This is a genomic window from Nocardia sp. NPDC005825 (genome assembly GCF_040630175.1).
GTDB lineage: Bacteria > Actinomycetota > Actinomycetes > Mycobacteriales > Mycobacteriaceae > Nocardia.
The window spans coordinates 40,548-61,529 of the sequence record NZ_JBEXXC010000024.1 but is presented as its reverse complement, the minus strand read 5'-3'; the positions used below and the strand labels follow the sequence as shown (position 1 = coordinate 61,529).

At 66.3% G+C, this 20,982-nt stretch carries 20 protein-coding genes; 10 read left to right on the top strand and 10 right to left on the bottom strand.

The window, feature by feature from the left end; genetic code table 11:
- Positions 1 to 6 precede the first annotated feature (6 nt).
- The 4 genes from ABZ382_RS35115 to ABZ382_RS35100 form a co-directional block, all read right to left on the bottom strand.
- Positions 7 to 2,049 (bottom strand): M3 family metallopeptidase, encoded by a 2,043-nt coding sequence (locus tag ABZ382_RS35115; protein WP_357098178.1) that lies wholly within the window; start codon positions 2,047 to 2,049, stop codon positions 7 to 9.
- 261 nt (positions 2,050 to 2,310) lie between these two features.
- Positions 2,311 to 2,658 (bottom strand): thiocyanate hydrolase, encoded by a 348-nt coding sequence (locus tag ABZ382_RS35110; protein WP_357098205.1) that lies wholly within the window; start codon positions 2,656 to 2,658, stop codon positions 2,311 to 2,313.
- A gap of 11 nt (positions 2,659 to 2,669) precedes the next feature.
- Positions 2,670 to 3,383 carry a thiocyanate hydrolase subunit gamma gene (scnC, locus tag ABZ382_RS35105; protein WP_357098175.1) on the bottom strand — a complete coding sequence of 238 codons (714 nt, stop codon included), beginning with the start codon at positions 3,381 to 3,383 and terminating at the stop codon, positions 2,670 to 2,672.
- Positions 3,380 to 4,219: an SH3-like domain-containing protein gene (locus ABZ382_RS35100; RefSeq protein WP_357098173.1), complete on the bottom strand. Its 840-nt coding sequence runs from the start codon at positions 4,217 to 4,219 to the stop codon at positions 3,380 to 3,382. The genes scnC and ABZ382_RS35100 overlap by 4 nt, the downstream gene beginning before the upstream one ends.
- 503 nt (positions 4,220 to 4,722) lie before the next feature.
- Between ABZ382_RS35100 and ABZ382_RS35095 the strand changes: the two genes are divergently transcribed.
- Positions 4,723 to 4,953 carry a hypothetical protein gene (locus tag ABZ382_RS35095; RefSeq protein WP_357098170.1) on the top strand — a complete coding sequence of 77 codons (231 nt, stop codon included), beginning with the start codon at positions 4,723 to 4,725 and terminating at the stop codon, positions 4,951 to 4,953.
- Between the two features lie 101 nt (positions 4,954 to 5,054).
- Positions 5,055 to 5,477: a VOC family protein gene (locus tag ABZ382_RS35090; RefSeq protein WP_357098167.1), complete on the top strand. Its 423-nt coding sequence runs from the start codon at positions 5,055 to 5,057 to the stop codon at positions 5,475 to 5,477.
- Between the two features lie 76 nt (positions 5,478 to 5,553).
- On the opposite strand, the gene ABZ382_RS35085 is transcribed toward ABZ382_RS35090, so the two are convergent.
- The gene (locus ABZ382_RS35085; RefSeq protein WP_357098164.1) at positions 5,554 to 7,593 is read right to left on the bottom strand and encodes a TerD family protein; all 2,040 of its coding nucleotides are present in this window, start codon (positions 7,591 to 7,593) and stop codon (positions 5,554 to 5,556) included.
- Positions 7,594 to 7,939: 346 nt separating this feature from the next.
- On the opposite strand from ABZ382_RS35085, the gene ABZ382_RS35080 reads away from it, so the two are divergent.
- Both ABZ382_RS35080 and ABZ382_RS35075 read left to right on the top strand, forming a co-directional pair.
- Positions 7,940 to 8,923 carry a hypothetical protein gene (locus ABZ382_RS35080; RefSeq protein ID WP_357098161.1) on the top strand — a complete coding sequence of 328 codons (984 nt, stop codon included), beginning with the start codon at positions 7,940 to 7,942 and terminating at the stop codon, positions 8,921 to 8,923.
- Between the two features lie 13 nt (positions 8,924 to 8,936).
- Entirely contained in the window at positions 8,937 to 9,290 is a 354-nt protein-coding gene (locus ABZ382_RS35075) for a hypothetical protein (protein WP_357098158.1), read from the top strand.
- A 55-nt stretch (positions 9,291 to 9,345) separates the two neighbouring features.
- On the opposite strand, the gene ABZ382_RS35070 is transcribed toward ABZ382_RS35075, so the two are convergent.
- The 4 genes from ABZ382_RS35070 to ABZ382_RS35055 form a co-directional block, all read right to left on the bottom strand.
- On the bottom strand, positions 9,346 to 9,939 hold the full coding sequence (locus ABZ382_RS35070; protein WP_357098155.1) for an alpha/beta fold hydrolase: 594 nt from the start codon (positions 9,937 to 9,939) through the stop codon (positions 9,346 to 9,348).
- A 105-nt stretch (positions 9,940 to 10,044) separates the two neighbouring features.
- Positions 10,045 to 11,100 carry a 3-keto-5-aminohexanoate cleavage protein gene (locus tag ABZ382_RS35065; protein ID WP_357098152.1) on the bottom strand — a complete coding sequence of 352 codons (1,056 nt, stop codon included), beginning with the start codon at positions 11,098 to 11,100 and terminating at the stop codon, positions 10,045 to 10,047.
- A 48-nt stretch (positions 11,101 to 11,148) separates the two neighbouring features.
- Positions 11,149 to 11,997, bottom strand: a complete 849-nt coding sequence (locus ABZ382_RS35060; RefSeq protein ID WP_357098202.1) for a TauD/TfdA family dioxygenase — start codon at positions 11,995 to 11,997, stop codon at positions 11,149 to 11,151.
- Positions 11,998 to 12,138: 141 nt separating this feature from the next.
- Positions 12,139 to 13,116, bottom strand: coding sequence for a quinone oxidoreductase (locus tag ABZ382_RS35055; protein WP_357098149.1), 978 nt, complete (start codon positions 13,114 to 13,116; stop codon positions 12,139 to 12,141).
- Between the two features lie 224 nt (positions 13,117 to 13,340).
- On the opposite strand from ABZ382_RS35055, the gene ABZ382_RS35050 reads away from it, so the two are divergent.
- The 6 genes from ABZ382_RS35050 to ABZ382_RS35025 all read left to right on the top strand — a co-directional run bounded on the left by ABZ382_RS35050 (position 13,341) and on the right by ABZ382_RS35025 (position 20,121).
- On the top strand, positions 13,341 to 14,405 hold the full coding sequence (locus tag ABZ382_RS35050) for an AraC family transcriptional regulator (protein WP_357098146.1): 1,065 nt from the start codon (positions 13,341 to 13,343) through the stop codon (positions 14,403 to 14,405).
- 266 nt (positions 14,406 to 14,671) lie between these two features.
- Positions 14,672 to 16,018, top strand: coding sequence for an MFS transporter (locus tag ABZ382_RS35045; RefSeq protein WP_357098144.1), 1,347 nt, complete (start codon positions 14,672 to 14,674; stop codon positions 16,016 to 16,018).
- 193 nt (positions 16,019 to 16,211) lie between these two features.
- Entirely contained in the window at positions 16,212 to 16,982 is a 771-nt protein-coding gene (locus ABZ382_RS35040; RefSeq protein WP_357098141.1) for a CoA transferase subunit A, read from the top strand.
- The gene (locus tag ABZ382_RS35035) at positions 16,979 to 17,635 is read left to right on the top strand and encodes a CoA transferase subunit B (protein ID WP_357098138.1); all 657 of its coding nucleotides are present in this window, start codon (positions 16,979 to 16,981) and stop codon (positions 17,633 to 17,635) included. The genes ABZ382_RS35040 and ABZ382_RS35035 overlap by 4 nt, the downstream gene beginning before the upstream one ends.
- Before the next feature lie 24 nt (positions 17,636 to 17,659).
- Positions 17,660 to 19,249 (top strand): long-chain fatty acid--CoA ligase, encoded by a 1,590-nt coding sequence (locus tag ABZ382_RS35030; protein WP_357098135.1) that lies wholly within the window; start codon positions 17,660 to 17,662, stop codon positions 19,247 to 19,249.
- A 38-nt stretch (positions 19,250 to 19,287) separates the two neighbouring features.
- Positions 19,288 to 20,121 carry a hypothetical protein gene (locus ABZ382_RS35025; protein ID WP_357098132.1) on the top strand — a complete coding sequence of 278 codons (834 nt, stop codon included), beginning with the start codon at positions 19,288 to 19,290 and terminating at the stop codon, positions 20,119 to 20,121.
- Between the two features lie 123 nt (positions 20,122 to 20,244).
- Here the strand turns inward: ABZ382_RS35025 and ABZ382_RS35020 are convergent, their stop codons facing one another.
- On the bottom strand, positions 20,245 to 20,700 hold the full coding sequence (locus tag ABZ382_RS35020; protein WP_357098129.1) for a hypothetical protein: 456 nt from the start codon (positions 20,698 to 20,700) through the stop codon (positions 20,245 to 20,247).
- Positions 20,701 to 20,982: the final 282 nt, after the last annotated feature.

The window sequence follows — 20,982 nt, the reverse complement described above, 5'->3', positions numbered from 1 at the left end:
GCCCGGTCAGGCGGTCAAGCCTCGCCGGGTCAGCAGGGGTTCGATGATCGGCGGGCGGCCCCGGAACGATTCGAAGGCCGCCATCGGGTCGACCGAGCCGCCGCGGGAGAGCAGTTCCCGGCGGAACGCCTCGCCCTTGTCGCGGATCGACGCGGCATCGTCCTCGAACCAGGTGACGGTGTCGGCGTCGAGCACCTCGCTCCAGATGTAGGAGTAGTAGCCGGCGCCGTAGCCGCCCGCGAAGATGTGCGAGAAGTAGGCGGTGCGGTAGCGCGGCGGGATCGCGGCCAGGGCGACACCGGCCTTGGCGAGGGCTTCGGCCTCGAAGGCTTCGGCCTCGACGCCGTCCGTGGCCCCGGCGGGCAGGCGGTGCCAGGCCCAGTCCAGCAGCGCGGCCGCCAGATATTCGACCGTCCGGAACCCTTCGCCGAACTGTCCCGCCTCGAGCATGCGCTCCACCAGCTCCGCGGGCATCGGCTCCCCGGTCTCGACATGCTTGGCGTAGTTGGCCAGCACCTCCGGGCGGGACATCCACATCTCGTTCACCTGCGACGGGAACTCGACGAAATCGCGGGGCACCGCGGTCCCGGAGAAGAACGGGTACCGCACATTCGAGAACAGCCCGTGCAGCGCGTGGCCGAACTCGTGGAACAGGGTGCGCACGTTGTCCCAGGTGAGCAGGGCAGGTTCGCCCTCCGGCGGCTTCACGATATTGAGGTTGTTGACCACGACCGGGCGCGTGCCCAGCAGTGCCGACTGGCCGACCAGGCTGTTCATCCACGCGCCGCCCCGCTTGGACGGGCGGGCGAAGAAGTCGCCGAGGAACAAGCCCAGCCCGGAGCCGTCGGCGTCGAAGACCTCGAACACCCGGACTTCGGGGTGGTAGCCGAGCAGATCCGGGCGCTCCTGGAAGGTGACGCCGTACACCTCGCCGGCCGCGAAGAAGACGCCGTCCCACAGCACGCGTTCGAGCTCGAAATAGGGGCGCAACGCCTCGGCGTCGACCGAGAACTGTTCCGCGCGAATCCTTTCCGACCAGAACTGCCAATCCCAGGAGCGCAGGTCCTCGTCGTCGCCCGCCGCGCGCATGGCCGCGGTCAGTTCGCCCTGTTCCCGCTCGGCATTGGCCACCGCGGGCGGAACCAGCTGCGCCAGCATCTCTTCCACCGCGTCCACCGTTTTCGCGGTCTGATCCTCGACCACGTACGCCGCATGGTCGGAGTACCCGAGCAGCGCCGCCCGTTCGGCGCGCAACGCCGCCATCCGCACCGCCAGCTCGGCATTGCCGCCGTCCGCGCCGAACCCGCGCCCCAGCGAGACTGCCATCATGCGCTCTCGCACGTCGCGGTCGGCCAATTCGGCCAGCACCGGCTGGTTCGACACATTCTGCAAACTCAACGCCCACGCCCCGGAATGCCCGAGCGCCACCGCGTTCTCGGCCGCGGCCGCCACCGCGGTGTCCGCGAGTCCCGCCACCTGCTCCGGCCGATCCAGAATCAGCGCGGCAGCATTGGTGTTGGCCAGATTGTTCTTCTTGAACAGCGTCGACGCCGAAGCAAGTTCAGCGTTGAGCTCCCGCAACCTGACCTGCTGCCCCGCATCCAGCCGCGCCCCCGCCCGCACGAACCGCAGCCGATACCGCTCCAGCAGCCGCACCTGCTCCGCATCCAGCCCGAGCTCCCCCCGCTGCTCGTACAGGCCCTCGATCCGCTCGAAAAGCTTCCCGTCCAACAGAATCGAATCCTCATGCGCCGCCAGCCGAGGCGAGATCTCCGCCTCGATCGCCTCGGTCCGCTCCGTCGAATCCGACGACGCCACATTGAAGAACACCCGCGACACCCGCCCCAGCAACTGCCCCGACAGCTCCAGCGCCTCAACGGTATTCGCGAACGTCACCTCCCCCTCGCCCGCCGTGATCGCCGCGACCTCGGCCAGTTGTTCGGCCATCCCCCGCTCGAACGCGGGCAGGTAATGCTCGTCCCCGATCTCCGCGAACTCGGGAAGCTCATACGGCAGCACACTGCGCTCAAAGAAGGGATTCCTCGACATACGCGCCACCCTACGTACTACCTACCCGCACCGCCCATCCGTAAGTAGTCGGCCAGCAGAAATACCGGAAACTACGGATCCCTCCCCCGCCCGGACACCCCACTATGGACAACAGCAAGTACTTGGCAACACCGTCACCCCCATTCGGCGGAATCGCCCGACAGATCTCGCCAACGATGTCGAGATCAGGCTCGAAGACGCGCCGCGGTCGCTCGGATCAACCGAATGGGGTTGTCACATCCGTCCGCTCACCCTCCGAGGTCAGGCTTCCAGTCTGGCTCGGATGGTGGCGAGGCGTTCCTGTAGTTCGGATTCGTCGATGACGCCGCGGACCACCAGCGAGTGGGCCAAGGCGACCAGCTGGTTTTCCGGGTAGGGCAGGTCGGCGTAAATGGTCGACGACAGCGCGTCCGCTTCGTCGCGCCGTTGCTTGAAATCGGGGATGTCCGCCGCGCAGGCGGCATGGTCGAGGGCGTCGCACAGGCCGTCCAGACTGGTCTTCCAGGGCGGCACCGGGTTGCTGACCCCGTATTTGGCCGCCATCCGAGGCCAGACCTGGTTTCGTTCCACGATGCGTCGCAGTGACGGGATTTCCTCCGTGCTCACGATTGCCCGCCTCCTCAGTCGACTGGATGGATGGCCGGACGCGTATCGGTGACGACATTGCTCGTCACGCCCACCGTGGGCAGTGCGACACCGATCAAGCAATCGCGGGTGATGATCTCGGCGAGCTGGTCTTCACTCCAGCCCGCGGTCCGCTCCGGGCGCATGGGCATCACCATGAAACGGTGCTTCTGATTGGAGTCCTGCACGCGCACCGCGACACCCTCGGGCAGCTCGAGCCCGAATTCCGAGAGCACCTGGCGCGGCCAGCGGACCATGCGCCGCCGGTAATTGGGCGTGCGATACCACTCGGGGGAATTACCGAGAATCGGGCGGGGGTAGCACGAGCACAAGGCGCAGACGATCACATTGTGCAGTTCCGGTGTGTCCTCGAGAATCTCGAATGCGGTGAAGTCACTGGGTGTTCCGAAACCGGTGGGTTCCAGCCAGTCCACGCCGACTTCCCGGCTGGCGGTCATCGGTTCCGCGAGAGCGAGCGCTTTGAACTCGGGGTCGAGCCAGGCCCGGGCCACGAGGTGCGCGGCCGGTGCGGGCCCGATCTGCTCGGCGAATTCGGTGAAACGGCGGTGCTCCGCGGCCGTGAAAATGCCTTTCTCGATACACAATTCGCGGAGCGCGATCTCCAGGACTTCGAAGTCCGTGATCTCGTCGACCATGGGCGCGACCGTGCGCACATGGTCGTGGTCGTGGTCATGATCATGGCCGCTCATTCGATCCCTTTCAGCCAACGCTCGGGCAGCTCGGTTTGCAGGGTGTCGGTGCTCGTTCCGGTGTAGCCGTACCACAATTCGGAGAGATTGAACCGAACGACGTAGAACCACTCCGGTTTCGCGTCGGGCCGGTCCCACGTTTCGTCCTCGGCCGCCGGGCTTTCATAAGCGACAGAAGCGATTTCACCTGTGGCGCCGCGGACGTACTCCGGCGTCCGCGTGTAGAACAGGGCAGGCAGTTCACGCACGATCACGGCATCGCCGACGCGGAACTTCGGTTCCCCGGCCTGCCCCGCGAACACCTGCGGATCGCCTTTGCCGACCGCCTCGACGTGGTGCCGATTGCGTTCGACCCGCGAACCGTCCCCTTCGAACTTCGGTTGAGCCTCGATCGGCCTGCCATCGAGTCCACCCGCATAACGATCCTGAACCTCGATAATCCGCTCGCTCAACTCGCCGAGGCTGATGTGATGCTTCTCGACCAGGACGCGCGCCACAGCGAGCAGCCACCGAGCGTAGTACGGAATCCCCAGATAGATCGCGCGACCCACGTCGACATTCCCCATCCGGCGCCGCTCCTCCGACAACCAGATCCCGCGCCAGGCCAGCACCTCACAGATCACATACGTGTTGTGCTCCCACACCTCGTACTGCTTGTTCTCGTACTTCATCGGCGCATCCGGCTCACCGCCCACGTCATGAACCGTCTTCATGTAGGCCGCGAAGTGCTCGTGATCCAGCAGATCAGGAGTCGGCGCATCCGGAATTTCGGGATACGAAGATTTGAGGCGAGCGACCAAATCCAGCTGGGCTGCCCGCTCGGCGGCACTGCTCATGACGGCTCCCTTCCTCGACGGATGGCAAACCAAGGTAGAACCGGGCCGCACCACATCAGGCGTAATGGAGATCAGAGCTGAGACACGAAGACCCAGGTGCGCTTCCGACCTGGACCCAGCAACATCCTACCGCCGCTCACTCCCCGCATACCGCGGTCGGCACGGCCGGGTAGATCTCACGGACCGCAGTCGAGCATCGACAGCTACCCTCGGATATCCGCCGCGCACCTTGGAGTCCATCCTGACCGAGAACCTGAATGCGTTCGGGCACACCACGACCGAGGCCCTCCGATGACGGCCGGCGTCGACACCCCCGACCCTCGCGGGCGCACCGGCCTGGACCGGCACGGCCGCGACCTGACCGGAAACCCGCGGGTCCGGATCCGCGATGTCGGCCGCCGGCCTCCTCGACGGCGACACTCCCGAGGCGGCGATCCGCCGCGAGGCCTCAGGAGGAAACCGGACACCGCATCGGCGCCGTCGAACCCGTCTTCGAGGTCTACATGAGCCCCGGCTCCGTCACCGAGCGCCTCCACTTCTTCGCCGCCCCCTACGACCGAGCCGACCAGCTCGCGGACAGCCACGGCGTCGCCGACGAAGGCGAGGACATCACCACCGTGGAAATCCCATTCCCCCGTGCGCTCGCCATGATCCGCACCGGCGAGATCGCCGACGCCAAAACGATCATGCTCCTGCAGTGGGCCGCCCTCGACGGCCCCTTCCGCCGGCATTAGCCACGCCTCGGGCCGGAAACCGTGTCGGCCGCACCGATTACTTTCTCCGTGCGACCCCGTCTGCACCCACGAACCGGTTACCGCAAGGAAGAAGGAAAGCCATGACCACCGGAAAAGATCTCGTACTCACCCACGTCGCCGTCCTGGTCGGCGACCAGCAGCAAGCCCTGGAGTTCTACAGCGACGTGATCGGCCTCGAGGTCCGCCAGGACATGCCGTTCTTCGGCGACGTCCGCTGGCTCACCCTCGGCCCCGCCACCCAACCCGGCATCGAATTCCTCCTCGAAACCCCCACTATGAACCCCAACGAGGCCGCCGTCCAAGCCAACCAGGCCCGCCTGGAAAGCCGAGCCATGGGCACCCTCATCTTCGTCACCGAAGACGTGGACGCCACCTTCGCACGCCTCGAAGCCGCCGGCGTCCCGGTCGAACAGCCCCTCATCGACCAGCCCTACGGCATGCGCGACTGCGGCTTCGCCGACCCCTGGGGCAACCACCTCCGCTTCTCCCAGCCCCAGGGCTGACCTGCTTGAAGGCACAGGACCCGCGCGCTCCCTTCCGCACGGGTCTCGTTGCCGCCCCACCCTCTGCGGCCAGGAACTACTCCTCGGCGCCCGTCCCCGCGTCGGATTGCGGCGGTTCCGGTTGTTTCGGGGCGGCGGGCACCCAGCCGCGCAACGGCTGGACAACCGATCCGTAGAAGGTATCGGTCGCCGAGGTGACACTTGCGATGAAGCTCGCGGCGGTGCCGGAGCGCCGGTTGCCCAGCGGGAACGTCTGTACCAGGGCGAAGGAGACGATCTCTCCGGACCGCCCCTGCGTCAGGATCTTCGGATTCTCGCGCACGGTGGCCAGATGCTCGCACGCCTCGTTGCCAGGCTCGGAGAAGACGGCCTCGACCTGCACGTCTCCCGGGGCATCCTGCAGTTGTTTGAGCAGCCATGTCAGTCGCCGCCCGGCGGTGCCCTCGTTCGGCGCGTCGAGGGTGGTGCGGCAGCGCACTCGATTGGTGCGGAGTTCGGCAACCACGACCAGATCACCGGCGGTGTCGGGGATCTGCAGGACGGCCTCCAGCGTCCCGTCATTCGCCAGCCGTTCCGCGACCGCGGTATTGCGCGCGGCCGGATCGCTCCGATGGCGTCGCGGCAGAACGTGTTTGACCGTCACCCCGAGCTCGGCGGTCAGTCGCAAGGCAAGGTGGCGGCACAGTGAGGACCAGGTGTCCGCGACCTGCAGTGCCTTCTGATCACTCGCCCGCGAGGTGCCGGCAACGGCCGCATCGCGGACCGCGACCCAATGCCTGCCCATGTCGACGAATTCCGTTGCACCGGACCGCGGGTGAACGAGATAGCGCAGCAGTTCGCTCAGTATCCACACCTGCAGGTCGTCGTCGAGACTGCCGTGTGAGAGCAGCATCCGGGCCTCGTGGATGACCTCCGCCCAGGACAGATGGCGCAGCGCAACCTTGGCGAGCTTGCGCCGATCGACCTCGACCGGCAGTTCTCCCGGACCGGCCGGGATGTCGTTCGACAGGCTGACCACGACGTCGTACTTCTTCTTGCGGGCGACATCGAGATAGCTTTCGAGTTGGTCCCGCTTGAGCTTGCCGTTGCCGGTCTTCACCTCGAGCAGCGCGGTCCACACCCGGTTGCCCCGAACCACCTTGAGCACCGCGTCGGGGATGACCTTCGAGTCTCCCCGCTCGTACTGAACTTCGACGTAGCCTTCGAAAGCGCCTGCCGGAGCACCCATCCGAGCGCACATCGCCCGTGCGAAGGGGCGCACCGCCTGCATGGTCGCGATGAGCGCCGACGTCGCGCGCCCCTCCTGCTCCTCACCCGCACCGACCCCGACCACCGAGAACAGCCGGGCCGGTTGCCACGATTCGTCCTCGGCGAGCTTGAATTCGACGGGCTTGGCCTTCCTGGCCACCGCCTTGGCTGTTCGGACGCCCCGACCACGATTCACGGCGCGCGTCTTCGGCGCATCGCCGGGCCCGGCTTCCTGGTCGGCGGGCGAGACGACCGCCGAATCCGCTGCGACAGCCGGTTCCGCATCTCTGGGCGACACCACCTCGAGCTGTTCGCCGGACGTCGTCTCGTCCGGGGCATCGTCGATACAGACTCCGAAGTCCGTTGCCAGACCGGCCAATCCGGAATCCCAGCCCTGTCCGACCGCCCGGACCTTCCACACGCCACCGCGGCGATAGATCTCACCGAACAGGTACGCCGACTCCGAAGTCGCGTCCGCGGTCGTGTATTCGGCCAGCGTCTGCCCTGCACCGTCCACGACACAGAATGCGATCTTGCCGACCGCCCCGAAGGTGCCCGTACCGACGCTGCCCGCCAACGCCACCGTATGAACGGCTTCCGGCACGGCGGACAGGTCGATCGAGATCTTCGTCTGGGCGCCTTCCTCGGTCACTCCGGTCCCGAGGAATCCCACCGAACCATCCGCCGACTCCGGCTGGTTGTAGAAGACGAAGTCATTGTCCGAAGCGACCTTTCGGTCTTCTCCGAGCAGCAAGGCGGACGCGTCGACCTCCACCTCCGGCTCCGTCCACCCGATCACCACATCGATCCGCTCGACATCGTCAGGTAGCGGTATGTTCTGCCCCTTGGACAAGATCGGAGACGTCAAACCCTCGCCCTTCCACCATCGACACACACAATCACGGCAAACCGGGTGCAGCCGAAACAGACGCCACCCCCGTATGTTCAGCGCCCCACATCGACGGCGCCGCAGGTGAATTCGGCCACAGTAGCCGGGCTGTTACACATCCCACCGACGACCTCGCATGAGCACTGAACGTCGCGCACTGCCGCTGCCGACCGTCGAGCTGAGGCGCGACTACTGATCCAGATTCGGAATGCGAATATTTGGGACGGGCGACCAAATTAGGGGGACACGCGCCGACGACGACGCACCACATAGCCCTGGGCCACAACGCCATAGTTTTCTGGCCGAGGCGGCTAACCTTCTATGCATGCGCCTCGCAGAGTTCGGGGACAACGATTACGCGGTCAGAGTGGCTGCGGATCTCAGCCGGGCACTGTTCCGATACCGGGCAGATACCGCGATTCGGCGAATCACAGAAGCGGTCGACCAAAACGTCGAGGAGATCGGCGAGCGACCAATCGAAGAAGCTCGCCGACCGTTGCGAGGACTCGACGCGGTCTACGGTGCGGGACTCGTATGGGTTGAGGACCGTACCCAGGCAGTCGTGCTCCTCGACATACATGCCGCGCATCTCGATACACCCGTCACGGACCGTGACGCCGTCCCCGGCTCGCCATCGCGCCTGAATTACCGTTCGGAGATCGGGAATCTCGTCGCGAACCTTCTCGACGGAACTCCCGACGTCTGGGCAATACTCATCACCGAGCCGCAGCCGCAGTTCGCCACGGTCGAGACGGCGACCGGCCCCTCACGGACGGGGACCTTCGGTGTCGTTGTGCACCCACAGACACAAGGAACTTGGGCGCAGGACCTCATCACAACGGCCGGACATATCGCCCCTTCCAGCGGCCAGGCAGTAGTTCGAGACCTCCAGCAGAACCAGGGGAACGTCGTGTGGTCCCAGGACCCGGCATGCGCATCCGCGCCGATACCCTGTGTCGATTTCGCCTTGATCGACCCCCAGCAAGCCGGCATTACCGGGACGAGCGCGGTCAAGCTGGGACGATCTGCGCCGTCACAGCAAGTTGAAGTCCATGGCGCGGTCACCAAGGTCGGGACGAGCTACACGATGGGATTCACACCCGCCCTGTATGTGCCCTCTGCGACAGGGATGTGGGCGCAGACGTACTTCACCGGCACACAATGCAGCCGGAAGGGCGACTCCGGCGCACCCGTATTCGAACCCGGCACCAACACCGTCGTGGGGCACGTCGTCGGCGCGTCGCCGCCCATGATGAGCTTCATCCAGGACCTCGATACACAGCTGCGAGCAACGAACTGCAAGCTCTAGCGAGAGGACACTCATGCTCAACGCCGTCATTTGGTCCTGCCTCATCGGCGCCGCGCTGCTCCTCGTGTACTCCGCATACGCCATGCATTCGGAGTACGACGCGCAAAAGCAGGCCTTGCAGACAGTGGATGCGATCGCCAAACAACATTGGCCCCACCAGCCAGCGCCTACGCAAGGCGCCGGCGGCACCTTCGAACAGCAGGGAGCCGAAGCCCTCGTCGAAAAACCCATCGAAGCTCTCGCCAAGCTCGCCGAGGCATTGAGCAAACTGCGCACCAGCGTTGCCGCACTGGTGCTCGCCTTCGGCCTGATAGTGCTTGCAGGAGTATTCGCCAGCGTCCTGGACAAGATACCCACCGCCAACTGAACCGCATCGGAACGCCGACAAGCTCCGTTCGCTCTCGGGCCAGCGAGCGTGAAGGTCAGTGGCTCGGTGCGGTCGTGGCGCTGATCGTCGTGAGCAATTCGTCGAGAAGCTCGGTGGCGCGGGGCCATTCGCCGTAGCCGGAGGCGGGGTTGAGGTGTCCGACCTCACCGAGGTCGACCAGGCGGCTGCCCCAGTCGCGGGCGAGCTCGACGACGACGGCGAAATCGGCCAGCGGGTCGTTGGTGCTGGCGGCGACGAGACTCGGGAACGGGAGCGGGCCGCGCGGAACCGGGCTCCAGCCGTTCGCCTCGAGGTCCTCCAGCGCCGGGTAACCGGCGGGCAGCGGGGTCGAGAGGTCCGCCGGGGTGGCCAGGATCGCGCCCGCGATCGGGCGGTCGTGACGGGCGGTCCAGTGCACGGTGATCAGGACACCGGCGCTGTGCGCGACCAGGACCACGGGCCCGTCGATATCGGCGAGTACGGCGTCGAGCGCTGCCATCCGGGCGTCGAGGCTGAGCTTGTCGTGCTCGAGCGGGGGGACGATGCGGACCTTGTCCAGGCCGGCGGCCAACAGGGTCTGCCAGTGGTCCTCGACGTGGTCCCGCAGTCCGGGAACGATCACGACGGTCGGGGAAGCGTTGCTACTCAAGGCATTTCCTCCAAGAATCTCGATACAGGCAGTTGGAGTGGGAACACCGGGGGTGTCGGTGTTCCCACTCCCTGGTGAGATGGCCTCGCAGCGGGTGGCAGCGGATCAGGCGTGCTGGGTGAAGCCGACCTGGCCGGGACGACGGTTCGGGGCGTAGCCGAGCTCGGCGAGGGTCTCGTCGACGCTGGAGTAGGTGGTGCCGATCTTGTAGATGTCGCGCGCCTCCTTGCCGTCGGCCACCTCGCGGCCGAGCTCCTCGGCGACGCGCACCAACTGGCGAACCTGCTCGGCCGAGCTGATCTTGACCTCGCCGTTCGGGGCCCACAGGTTGTCCTCGTTGCCGCAGCGCGGGTGCAGACCCATCGCGATCGCCATCGTGTTGACGGGGAGCACGCTGCGCATCAACGTCTCCAACGTCAGGCAGGCACCGTCCGGGACGCGCTGGACGAAGTTCATGATGTTGTACGGGTTCGGGCCGTCGAAGCCGCCACCGATCCCCACCCAGGTCAGGTTCAGCGGACCGGTGTAGACGCCGCTGCGAATCAACCGCTCCACCGTCTCGAGCTGCGGGATCGACGAGAGCTGGAAGTGCGGCTGGATGCCGGCGGCCTGCAGCCGGCGCAGGTGCTCGGCGACCCATTCGGGGCCGGCCGGGACGGTCATCTCACGGTAGGTCGCGGCGAGCTCGGCGTTCTCCAGGGAGGTGCCCTTGGTGTCGCCGGGCGTCATCAGCTCCATGATGTTCATCTGGCTGGTGTTGATGGCGATCGTGACCTGGTCCGGCTTCGGATCGAGCTCGGCGAGCATATGACGGACATCATCGGAGAGCCACTTCGCGTCCGCGCCTTCACCTTCCGGCGCGAACGAGATCGACCCGCCGACCTGAAGGATCATGTCCGGCACCGCCTCCCGGAGGCGGCCGAGGAGCTCGTTGAACTTCGAGAGCCGCTTGGAGCCCTTGCCGTCTTCCTCCCGGACATGAATGTGCAGCACGGACGCGCCGGCCTCGTAGCAGTCGACGGCCTGCTGGACGTGTTCGTCCATCGTCAGCGGCAGGTCCTCGGGGAAGTCCTCCACCGCCCACTCCGGGCCGTACGGCGCGACGGTGATGACCAGCTTGTCCTGGTTCTCGGGGAAGAACGCGTCGTCATGGAAATGCATTGTGTGGCTCCGTTTCTGGATAGAGATGAGGGAATCAGGGAGGTGATCTCAGTAGGGGCGGTCGCCGATGATCCCGGCGCGCTCCATCTTTCGGACCGCGGGCCAGTAGTCCTGGACCGCGTAGTGCTGGGTCGACCGGTTGTCCCAGATCGCGACGCTGTTCTTCGTCCACCGCCAGCGCACCTGGTATTCCGGGATCGTGGCCTGGCTCTGCAGGTATCGCAGCAGCTCACCGGCGCCCGGGGCGTAGTCGATGCCGCACCGGACGTTCTCATCGGTGTGAAAGTTGGTCAGGTGCGTCGTGAAACTGTTGACGAACAGGACCTTCTCGCCCGTCTCGGGATGCGTACGCACGACCGGGTGTTCGGCGTCCGGGTAGCGCTCCTGGAGTGCGAGGCGCCGCTCGATCGGCAGCCGCGCCCCGAAGGACGCCTCGATGCTGTGCCGCGCACGCAGCCCCTCGATCTGTTCCTTGACGCGCTCGGGCAACCGCTCGTACGCCAGAGCCATGTTCACCCACATCGTGTCGCCGCCGACGGCGGGACCCTCGACGCACCGGAGCACGGACCCCATCGGAGGGTTCACGCGCCACGTCGCGTCGCAGTGGTAGGCGTTCTCGAATGCCTCGCGCGGGCTGTCGAGGTCCTTGTAGATCTGGACGAGACCGGGGTGCTCGGGGTCGCTGCCGACGACCGGATGGTCCTCGAGCGGCCCGAAACGCTCTGCCAGAGCGACATGTTCGGCGCGGCTCATGTTCTGGTCGCGGAAGAACAGCACCTTGTGTTCCAGCAGCAGCGACTTCAGTTCGGCGAAGAGGTCGTCGTCACGAGACACCTCGGCAAGATCGACACCGTGGAGTTCGGCGCCGATGCTGCAGGTCAGCGGACGGGCATCCATGGGCGAGACGGCCTGCCGGCGGTCGTGTGCAAGATCGACAGTGGTCAAGACACTCTCCTTACGAGATGGACATGGTGAGCCGCGGCGTCGTCCGCGTTACGACGGCACACCGAATGATGTTGCGTGGATGGAAGATTCAGATCAGAACGAGAACACCGACGAGCCGATGCTGAGGCCCGACTCCAGGTCGCGGTGGGCCTGCTGGGCCTCCCCGAGCGCATAGTGCTGGTTGATCTCGATCTTGATGCGGCCGGCGGCGACGTGCCCGAACAGCTCATCGGCCAGCTCGGCCTTCTCGGCCGGATCGGCGATGTAGTCGGCGAGCGCCGGGCGGGTCACGAACAGCGAGCCCTTGACCGCGAGCTCCATGGCGTTGATCGGCGGGATCGGCCCGGACGCCGTCCCGAACGCCACCAACAGGCCGCGGCGCGCCAACGAGTCGATCGACGACTGGAAGGTCGACGCACCGATGCTGTCGTAGACGACCGGCACCCCGGCTCCGCCGGTGAGCTCGCGGACGCGCTCCGCGACGTTCTCACGCGTGTAGACGATGACCTCGCCACAACCGTGAGCACGAGCGACCTCGGCCTTCTTGTCACTCGACACCGTGCCGATGACATTGACCCCCAACAGCTTTGCCCACTGGCAGAAGATCAAGCCGACACCGCCGGCGGCGGCGTGCAGTAGCACGGTGTCGCCCGCCCGCAGCGAGGGATGGATCCGGCGCAGCAGGTAGGCCGAGGTGAGTCCGCGCATCGTCATCGCGGCGGCGGTCTCGAACTCGATGCCGTCGGGAAGCGCGATGAGGTGTTCCGCGGGCATCACGCGCTCGGTGCTGTACGCACCCAGCGGGCTGCCGGTGTACGTCACCCGGTCACCCTCCGCGAAGCCCTCCACCCCGGCGCCGACCGCCTCGATGACCCCGGCCGCCTCGACACCCATTCCCGCGGGCAGTGGGGCCGGGTACAGGCCCGTCCGAAAGTAGGTATCCGCGAAATTCAGCCCGACGGCCTCGTGTCGGATCCGCACCTCGCCCGGGCCGGGCTCAGCGACCTCGACGGACTCCCACCGCAGGACCTCCGGGCCACCGGTCTCGTAGAAGCGAATCGCTTTTGCCATTACTTTCTCCTTGATCATTGATCAGCCGGGGACGGGCGAATCGATTCATCTGCGCAAATCGTCGCGACCAACTGGGGCTGCACGGGGCCTGGAATCAACTGCGGTCGCAGCTACCGGTTCCGCGCTCCACTGTGTTCCAGCTGACATGACTGTATCGTCGTGACGCAGACCATACTTTTCCCTGCGGGACACTTTTCTTTCTATTTCGGGACAGGATCACCGGCATGGCCAAGCCCCTCGCGCGATACGCCGCGCTCACCGGATACATCGAACTGGGCAGGATGCTGCACATCGACCCGGCCGAACTCCTGCGGACCGTGGGGCTGGATCCCGCTGGACTCGCACTGCAGGACCAATGGGTGCCGGCAACGGCAATCGCGCGCATCCTCGAGATGTCGGCCGCGGCATCGGGCCAGGAGGACTTCGCACTCAGGCTCGCCGAACACCGTCGCCTGTCCACGCTCGGACCGCTCAGCGTCAGCATCCGCGAGGAACCCGACGCCAGAAGCGCCCTCGGAATGCTGATCCGGTACCAGCACATGTACAACGAGGCCCTGTACATCCGCATGACCGAGCGCGACGGATTGTCCGCGATCCAGATCAGCATCGACCCGGGAGAACCCATTCCCATCCGCCAGTCGATCGAACTCGCCGTCACCGTCGTCCATCAACTGCTGCGCAGCCTGCTCGGCGACCGATGGAATCCGGTATCGGTGTGCTTCGAGCACCGCCGGCCCGCCGACGACGCCACGCATCGGCGGATGTTCGGCGCGGCCCTGAGCTTCGACCACGATTTCAGCGGGATCGTCACCTACACGCGGGACCTGGACGAGCCGAATCGCCTGTCCGATCCAGGGTTGCGCTCGTACGCGAAGCAGTTTCTCGACACGATCTCGGCACCCGAGCAGCCGACGCTCGAGGGACGCGTCCGCGAACTCATCGAATTACTCCTGCCGACCGGCCGCTGCTCGATCGATCAGGTGGCGCGCAGCCTCGGCGTCGACCGGCGTACGCTGCATCGCCACCTGACGAAATCCGGTCAAACATTCACCTCTGTCCTCGATTCCACCCGCGCCGAGCTCGCCAACCGCATGGTCAGCGGAAGCCGGTACTCGTTCATCGAGATCTCCGAGATGCTCGCGTTCTCGACACCGGCCAGCTTCACCCGCTGGTTCAACCGGCGGTTCGGCGTCAGCCCACGACAGTGGCGGAAGCGGACCGCCGCGACAGGAATCGAGCCCGACACCACTGCGTCCCGAGATGTACAGAATCACGTCCCGCAGGGGTAATTATTCCGAGCGGCGTGCGTATAGCGTGATGTGCGCCACGTTCAAGCCGTGCGGTTGCACGCACCAATTCCGCATCCCGACCTCCGGTGACATGAGCGCGGCCATGACCATGAGCTCCCGGCCGACACCCATTGCCACCATCGACCGCCAGTAGCGGGACGGCAACCGGAACCACCTGTGGGACAACATTTCTCGCTGGTATCCGGTTATGGGCCGAACAGTACATGGCAATGGGCGCGCCATCCCATCCGCCTTCAGGAGCCACTATGGGACTGTTCCCCACACAGACCGAACCGCCGGTCGACAACATCGAACCCGACCGCACCGAACAGACCGTCGCCGCGACCGGCAATCCCGATCGGCGCCGGATCTACCCGTGGCTGGTGGCCGCGCTCGCCTTCGCACTGCTGCTGTCGGACTACATGTCCCGGCAGGTCCTCAGCGCCGTGTTCCCCATGTTGAAGGCCGATTGGGCGCTGTCGGATTCTCAACTCGCCTCCCTCACAAGCGTTGTCGCCCTGATGGTGGGCCTATTGACCTTCCCGCTCTCGGTTCTCGCCGACCGGTGGGGCCGAGTCCGAAGCCTGGTCATCATGGCCGTGGCGTGGAGCATCGCGACCTTGGGTTGCGCGATCGCGTCCAACTACGAGCAGATGCTCGCCGCCCGGTTCTTCGTGGGAGTCGGCGAGGCCGCATACGGCAGTGTGGGTATCGCGGTCGTACTGAGCGTGTTCTCCCCACGTCTGCACTCGTCGTTGAGCGGCGCCTTCATGGCCGGCGGATCCTTCGGTTCCGTGGTCGGCGTCGCGCTCGGTGGTGTGATCGCCGCGAATCTCGGCTGGCGGTGGTCGTTCACCGCGATGGCCGTGCTCGGACTCATCCTCGCCGCACTGTTCCGCGCCGTGGTCACCGAGTCCCGGCTCGCGCGCTACACCATCCACGACGAACCCGTCGCCCCGTCCGCCCCGGTGATCCGGGTCAGCGTGTCGACCCTGTTCACGAACACGGCGGTATGGTGCGCCTACCTCGCCGGCGGATTCCAGATGTTCACCACGGCCGTCCTGCTGTCGTGGACGCCCAGCTTCTTCAATCGGTGCTACGGCATGACACTCGACAAGGCGGCCGGGGTCGCGGCGATGTTCGTCCTGTTGGTCGCCACCGGAATGGTGGTGTGCGGCATGATCACCGACCGGGTGAGCCGCGCCGACCCGGCACACAAGTGGATGACCGGCGTCATGTTCTGCGTCATATCCCTCATCGCACTCGGCATCGGATTCCGCCTGGGCACCGGTGCGCCCCAATTGATTCTGCTCGGAATCGGCGCCTTCTTCTCGGCGGGCTGCTCGGGCCCGATCGCCGCCATGGTCGCGAGCCTCACCCACGAATCCGTCCGCTCGTCGGCGCTGGGCACACTCACCATGGCCAACAATCTTCTCGGATTGGCGTTGGGCCCCTTCGTCATCGGCATCCTCGCCGATCGGCTGGGACTGCTCGAGTCCCTCCGGCTCGCGCCGCTGTCCTACATCGTCGCCATCGTCGCACTGCTCGTCGGCAAACGCGTGTACCCGGCCGGGCTGCGCAAGCTCGCCGCACAGAGCACCGCGTCGGCGTGACCCAGCGATCCCCGAAACCGCTGTCGCCGCATCGACAGCAGGGCCGCGGAGGCCGGCCGCACTCGACCCCGGCTCCTCGCATCAACCTTCGAAAGGACTTGCCGCACCTCATGACTGAGACCAACACACCGACCCTTGTGATCGTGCCCGGGCTGCGCGACCACGTCGCCGCTCTCGACGCGGAGGCAACCCGATGACGAAGGTCGCCGCCTCGGCCGCGGCCGCCGTCGCCGACATCACCTCGGGTTCCTCGCTGGCGGTGGGCGGATTCGGGCTGTGCGGCATCCCCGACGCCCTCATCGACGCACTCGCCGCCCGCGCGATCACCGATCTCGAGGTGATCTCCAACAACTGCGGAACCGATGCGCACGGCCTCGGAATTCTGCTGGCGGACAAGCGCATCCGCCGCATCACCGCCTCCTACGTGGGCGAGAACAGCGAGTTCGCCCGCCAATATCTGGCCGGCGAACTGGAGGTCGAGCTGACTCCCCAAGGCACCCTCGCGGAGAAGCTGCGGGCCGGCGGCGCGGGCATTCCGGCGTTCTTCACACCGGCGGGAGTCGGCAGCCCCGTCGCCGATGGCGGGCTGCCCTGGCGGTATGCCGCAGACGGATCGGTCGCGGTCGCCTCGCCCGCCAAAGAGGTGCGCACCTTCGGCGGCGCCTGGGGCGAGCGGCGCTATGTGCTCGAAGAATCGCTCACCGCCGACTTCGCGCTGGTGCACGCCCGCATCGGCGACACCGAGGGAAATCTCGTGTTCGAGAAGTCGGCCCGCAACTTCAACCCGCTGGCCGCCATGGCCGGACGTGTCTGCATCGCGCAGGTCGAGCATCTGGTTCCCGCCGGCGATCTCGATCCGGCGCGCATCCACCTGCCCGGCGTGTTCGTCGACCGCGTGGTGCACACCGGAGCGCAGCGCAAACACATCGAGAAACGAACCGTCGCCGAGGAGCCATCGACATGACCACAGCCACCACGAATCTCGGCTGGTCCCGTACCGACATGGCGGCCCGCGCCGCACGCGAACTCCGCCCGGGCGAGTACGTCAATCTCGGCATCGGACTGCCGACCCTGATCCCGAACCACCTGCCCGCCGATGTCCGCGTCACCCTGCACTCCGAAAACGGAATCCTCGGCACCGGACCCTATCCCCCCGAGGCGGAGGTCGACGCCGACCTGATCAATGCGGGCAAGGAGACCGTCACCACGCTGGCAGGAGCGTCGTTCTTCGACTCGGCCACCAGCTTCGGCATGATCCGCGGCGGGCATATCGACACCGCCGTCCTCGGCGGGATGCAGGTCTCGGCCGCCGGCGATCTGGCGAACTGGATGGTCCCCGGCCACATGGTCAAAGGTATGGGCGGGGCCATGGATCTGGTGCACGGCGCCCGTCGTGTCCTGGTGCTCATGGAACACGCCGACAAGACCGGAGCATCGAAGATCGTGCCCCGCTGCACGCTTCCACTGACCGGCGAACGCGTCGTGCATCGCATCATCACCAACCTCGCCGTCATCGACGTCACCCCGGCCGGGCTGCTGCTGCGCGAGTGCGCCCCGGGCGTCACCGCGGCGCAGGTGCGGGCCGCCACCGCGGCCCCGCTCGCCGTCGCCTCCTGACCATCCGACCCCCGAAAGAAATTCATGCTCAATCTCGCCGTTTTGCTCGAGGACACCGCCCGGCGTCGTCCCGAAGAACACGCCATCGTTCTCGGCGATGAACGCCTCACCTATGCCGAACTCGACGCCCGCGCGAATCAGGTCGCGGATCTGCTCACCGCCCGCGGCATCGGGCCCGGGGACAAGGTCGCCCTCTCCTGCCCCAATCTGCCGGAATTCCCCGTCATCTACTACGGGATCCTGAAGGCCGGCGCGGTTGTCGTACCGCTCAATATCCTGTTGCGCCCCCGCGAAATCGCCTATCACCTCGATGATTCAGAGGCCGACCTGTACTTCTGCTTCGAAGGTACGAGCGAGCTGCCGATGGGTGAGTACGGGCGCGAAGGGTTCCGGCTCGCGGCCCGCTGCCGCCACCTGGTCATGATCACCGCCGACCCGGCCGGATCATCGCCGGATCCGGAGATCGAGACCCTGACCCAGGCGCTCGCACAGCGCCCGGAGCGATTCGCCACCACGGCCAGGCACCCCGACGACACCGCGGTGATCCTCTACACCAGCGGAACGACCGGCCGTCCCAAGGGAGCCGAGCTCACTCATTCGAACATGCTGCTCAATGCCCTGACCGCGAACCGGTTGTTCGACAACACCTCCGCGCGTCACGACACACATCTGGTGGCGCTGCCGCTGTTCCATTCCTTCGGCCAGACCCTCAGCATGAACGCACCGCTGTCGGTCGGTGCGACGCTCGTGCTCATGCCGCGGTTCGATGCGGCGACGGCGCTACAGCTGATGGAGAAGGAGCGGATCACCTTCTTCGCCGGCGTGCCGACGATGTACTGGGGGCTGCTCAACGCCCTCGACGAGGGCATCGACACCGACGGTATCGCGCGCACGCTGCGCAAGGCGGTCTCCGGTGGCGCGGCCCTTCCGGTCGACATGCTCTCGCGTTTCACCCAGCGTTTCGGTGTGCGGATCCTCGAAGGCTACGGGCTGTCGGAGACCTCCCCGCTGGCGCTGTTCGCCGATCCGGACCGCGATCCGCGTCCCGGATCGATCGGAGTTCCCGTGTGGGGCATCGAAGCCCGCCTCATCGACGCCGATTGGAACGAGGTCACCGGCATCGGGGAAATCGGGGAAATCGCGCTGCGCGGCCACAATGTGATGAAGGGCTACCACAAACGGGCCGAGGCGACCGCGGAAGTCAGGCGCGACGGCTGGTTCCGCACCGGCGACCTGGCCCGGCGAGACTCGGACGGCTTCTACTACATCGTCGACCGGGCCAAGGACATGATCGTGCGAGGCGGGTTCAACGTCTACCCACGCGAAATCGAAGAGGTGCTGCTCACCCATCCGGCGGTCTCGCTGGTCGCGGTCGTCGGTGTCCCCGACGAGCACTATGGCGAGGAGATCAAAGCCTGCATCGTCCGGCGAACCGGTACGACGACAACCGAAACCGAGCTCGTCGACTGGTCCCGTGAGCAATTGGCCGCCTACAAGTATCCCCGGATCGTCGAGTTCACCGACACCCTGCCGATGACCGCCAGCGGCAAGATCCTCAAGCGGGAACTCGTCGCGGCCCACACCTCCACGGCGACAACGGTTCTCGCCAACTGAACGACTTCCGGCGTCTGACCGCCGGATGCGGGGGCTCGATGCGCCCGCTCATCTCGGGCAAGGACCGCAGGACCGTGCCCGGCTCCATCAAAGACGATGAGGTACTTATGAACATGAGGAAATCCGCGATGGTCGCGGCGCTGGTTGCGACCGCGGTGGTCATTCCCGCCGCAACGGCCTACGCGGAACCGACCACAGGCGACGAATCCGCGCCGGTGGCATACGAAGTCACCCGGCAGGGCGATTCCGCCGTGATCACAGTCAGCGACGGCACACTGCGCCGTTCCGACGAACAATTGGTGCTCTTCGACCGCCACGACCGACCCGTCGCCGCTCTCCCATTGACCTACCGCGTCGACGACACCGCCTACCCGGTCACCGCCCGACTCGACGGCTCGACCGCGACCCTCACACCGTCGAAGGCCAACCCACAGCAGATCACTCGGGTAGAAGCTCGCGACATCGTCACCGTCGACCAGGCGGCAACCCAAGTGGCCGAATCCTTTACACCCCGCGATTCCATGGCCCTGGGCGCATTCGCGCAACGCGTCGCGATCGGTGCCGCAGTCAGCGCAGTGCTCGGCGCCGTCCTCGGCGCCGGTGTCGGCTGCCTGGTCGGCGGCGCCGCCGGCGCCGTCATCTCCAGCCCCGTCATCGCCCTCCTGGTGCCATTCGTCGGCGCCACCATCGCCGGCTGTGTGCTCGGCATGGCAACCCTCGGCGCAGTCGGCTCCATGGCCGGCATCGTCCTCGCAGGCGGCCCCGTCACCCTCTTCTCCGCCATCCAATACTTCTCCACCATCCTCACCCCCTGCCCACCCGAACTCCCCTACTGCAAGGACCCGGCCCAGCCCGCGGCACCGGCGAAGTAGTCGTCTGCCGACAGCGTCAGCTGAAGTCACCTCCGCGAAGCTCCACCCCGCTGTCGGGGTGGGGCGACCTGATGCTCAGTGGCACTGGTTCTTCCGCGCCGCATGATTCGCCCGTGACATGGCTCAGCCGATGCTGCCGGTGGAGCGACTGTCGCTCGAGGGGGCCGGGGTCGGCGTGCCCGGCGGGGCCGGTTCGACGGTGACCGTCAAGGTCTTCGCATTCCAGCCGTCTCTGAACTGCAGGGTGTGCGTGCCGGGAGTCAGCGGCGTCCAGGTCATAGCCTTCAGGCCAGTGCCGTTCATAGCGATCAGATCCCTGGTGGCACACCGACCATTGTCGTAGAGGTACACCCAGTTCCCGGACGAGCCCGTCAAGCTGGGCACCATCGTCACCCCGGAGTTGTCGAGCAGGTCACTCGTTATCCAATAGGTCTTCCCGACTTGCACTGGGAGCGGACCGTCGATCGTCAGGCCCGGGGCCGCCGCCGCAGGACCGGCGGTCATGATCACCGCAGCGCCCGCGACCGCCAACCCGATTGCGCTCCAGCCGATTCGAGTGCCGATTCCGCGTGATGTCACCTTGGTTCCCCGTTCCTTCGTTTCGCTCTCGCCAAATGGCCGGAAGATCGGCCGAGCGCAGCGAACGGTAACGGCATCGAAGACCGAACGGGACCGATTCCCGTCGTCGAAGACGCCCCAAATTTCTGGAGCGCGCCCGGTGGAGTCACGCCGCGGTGACACCGGCCGAGACGGAGCTGCGTTGCCTGTTCGACGTGCGTAGCACCGCAAGCCACAAAATCTTCGGTCTCCGAAACTTCTACGCTTCACACTTGTGTGGCGCTATGTTCTGGCCGATCCCGA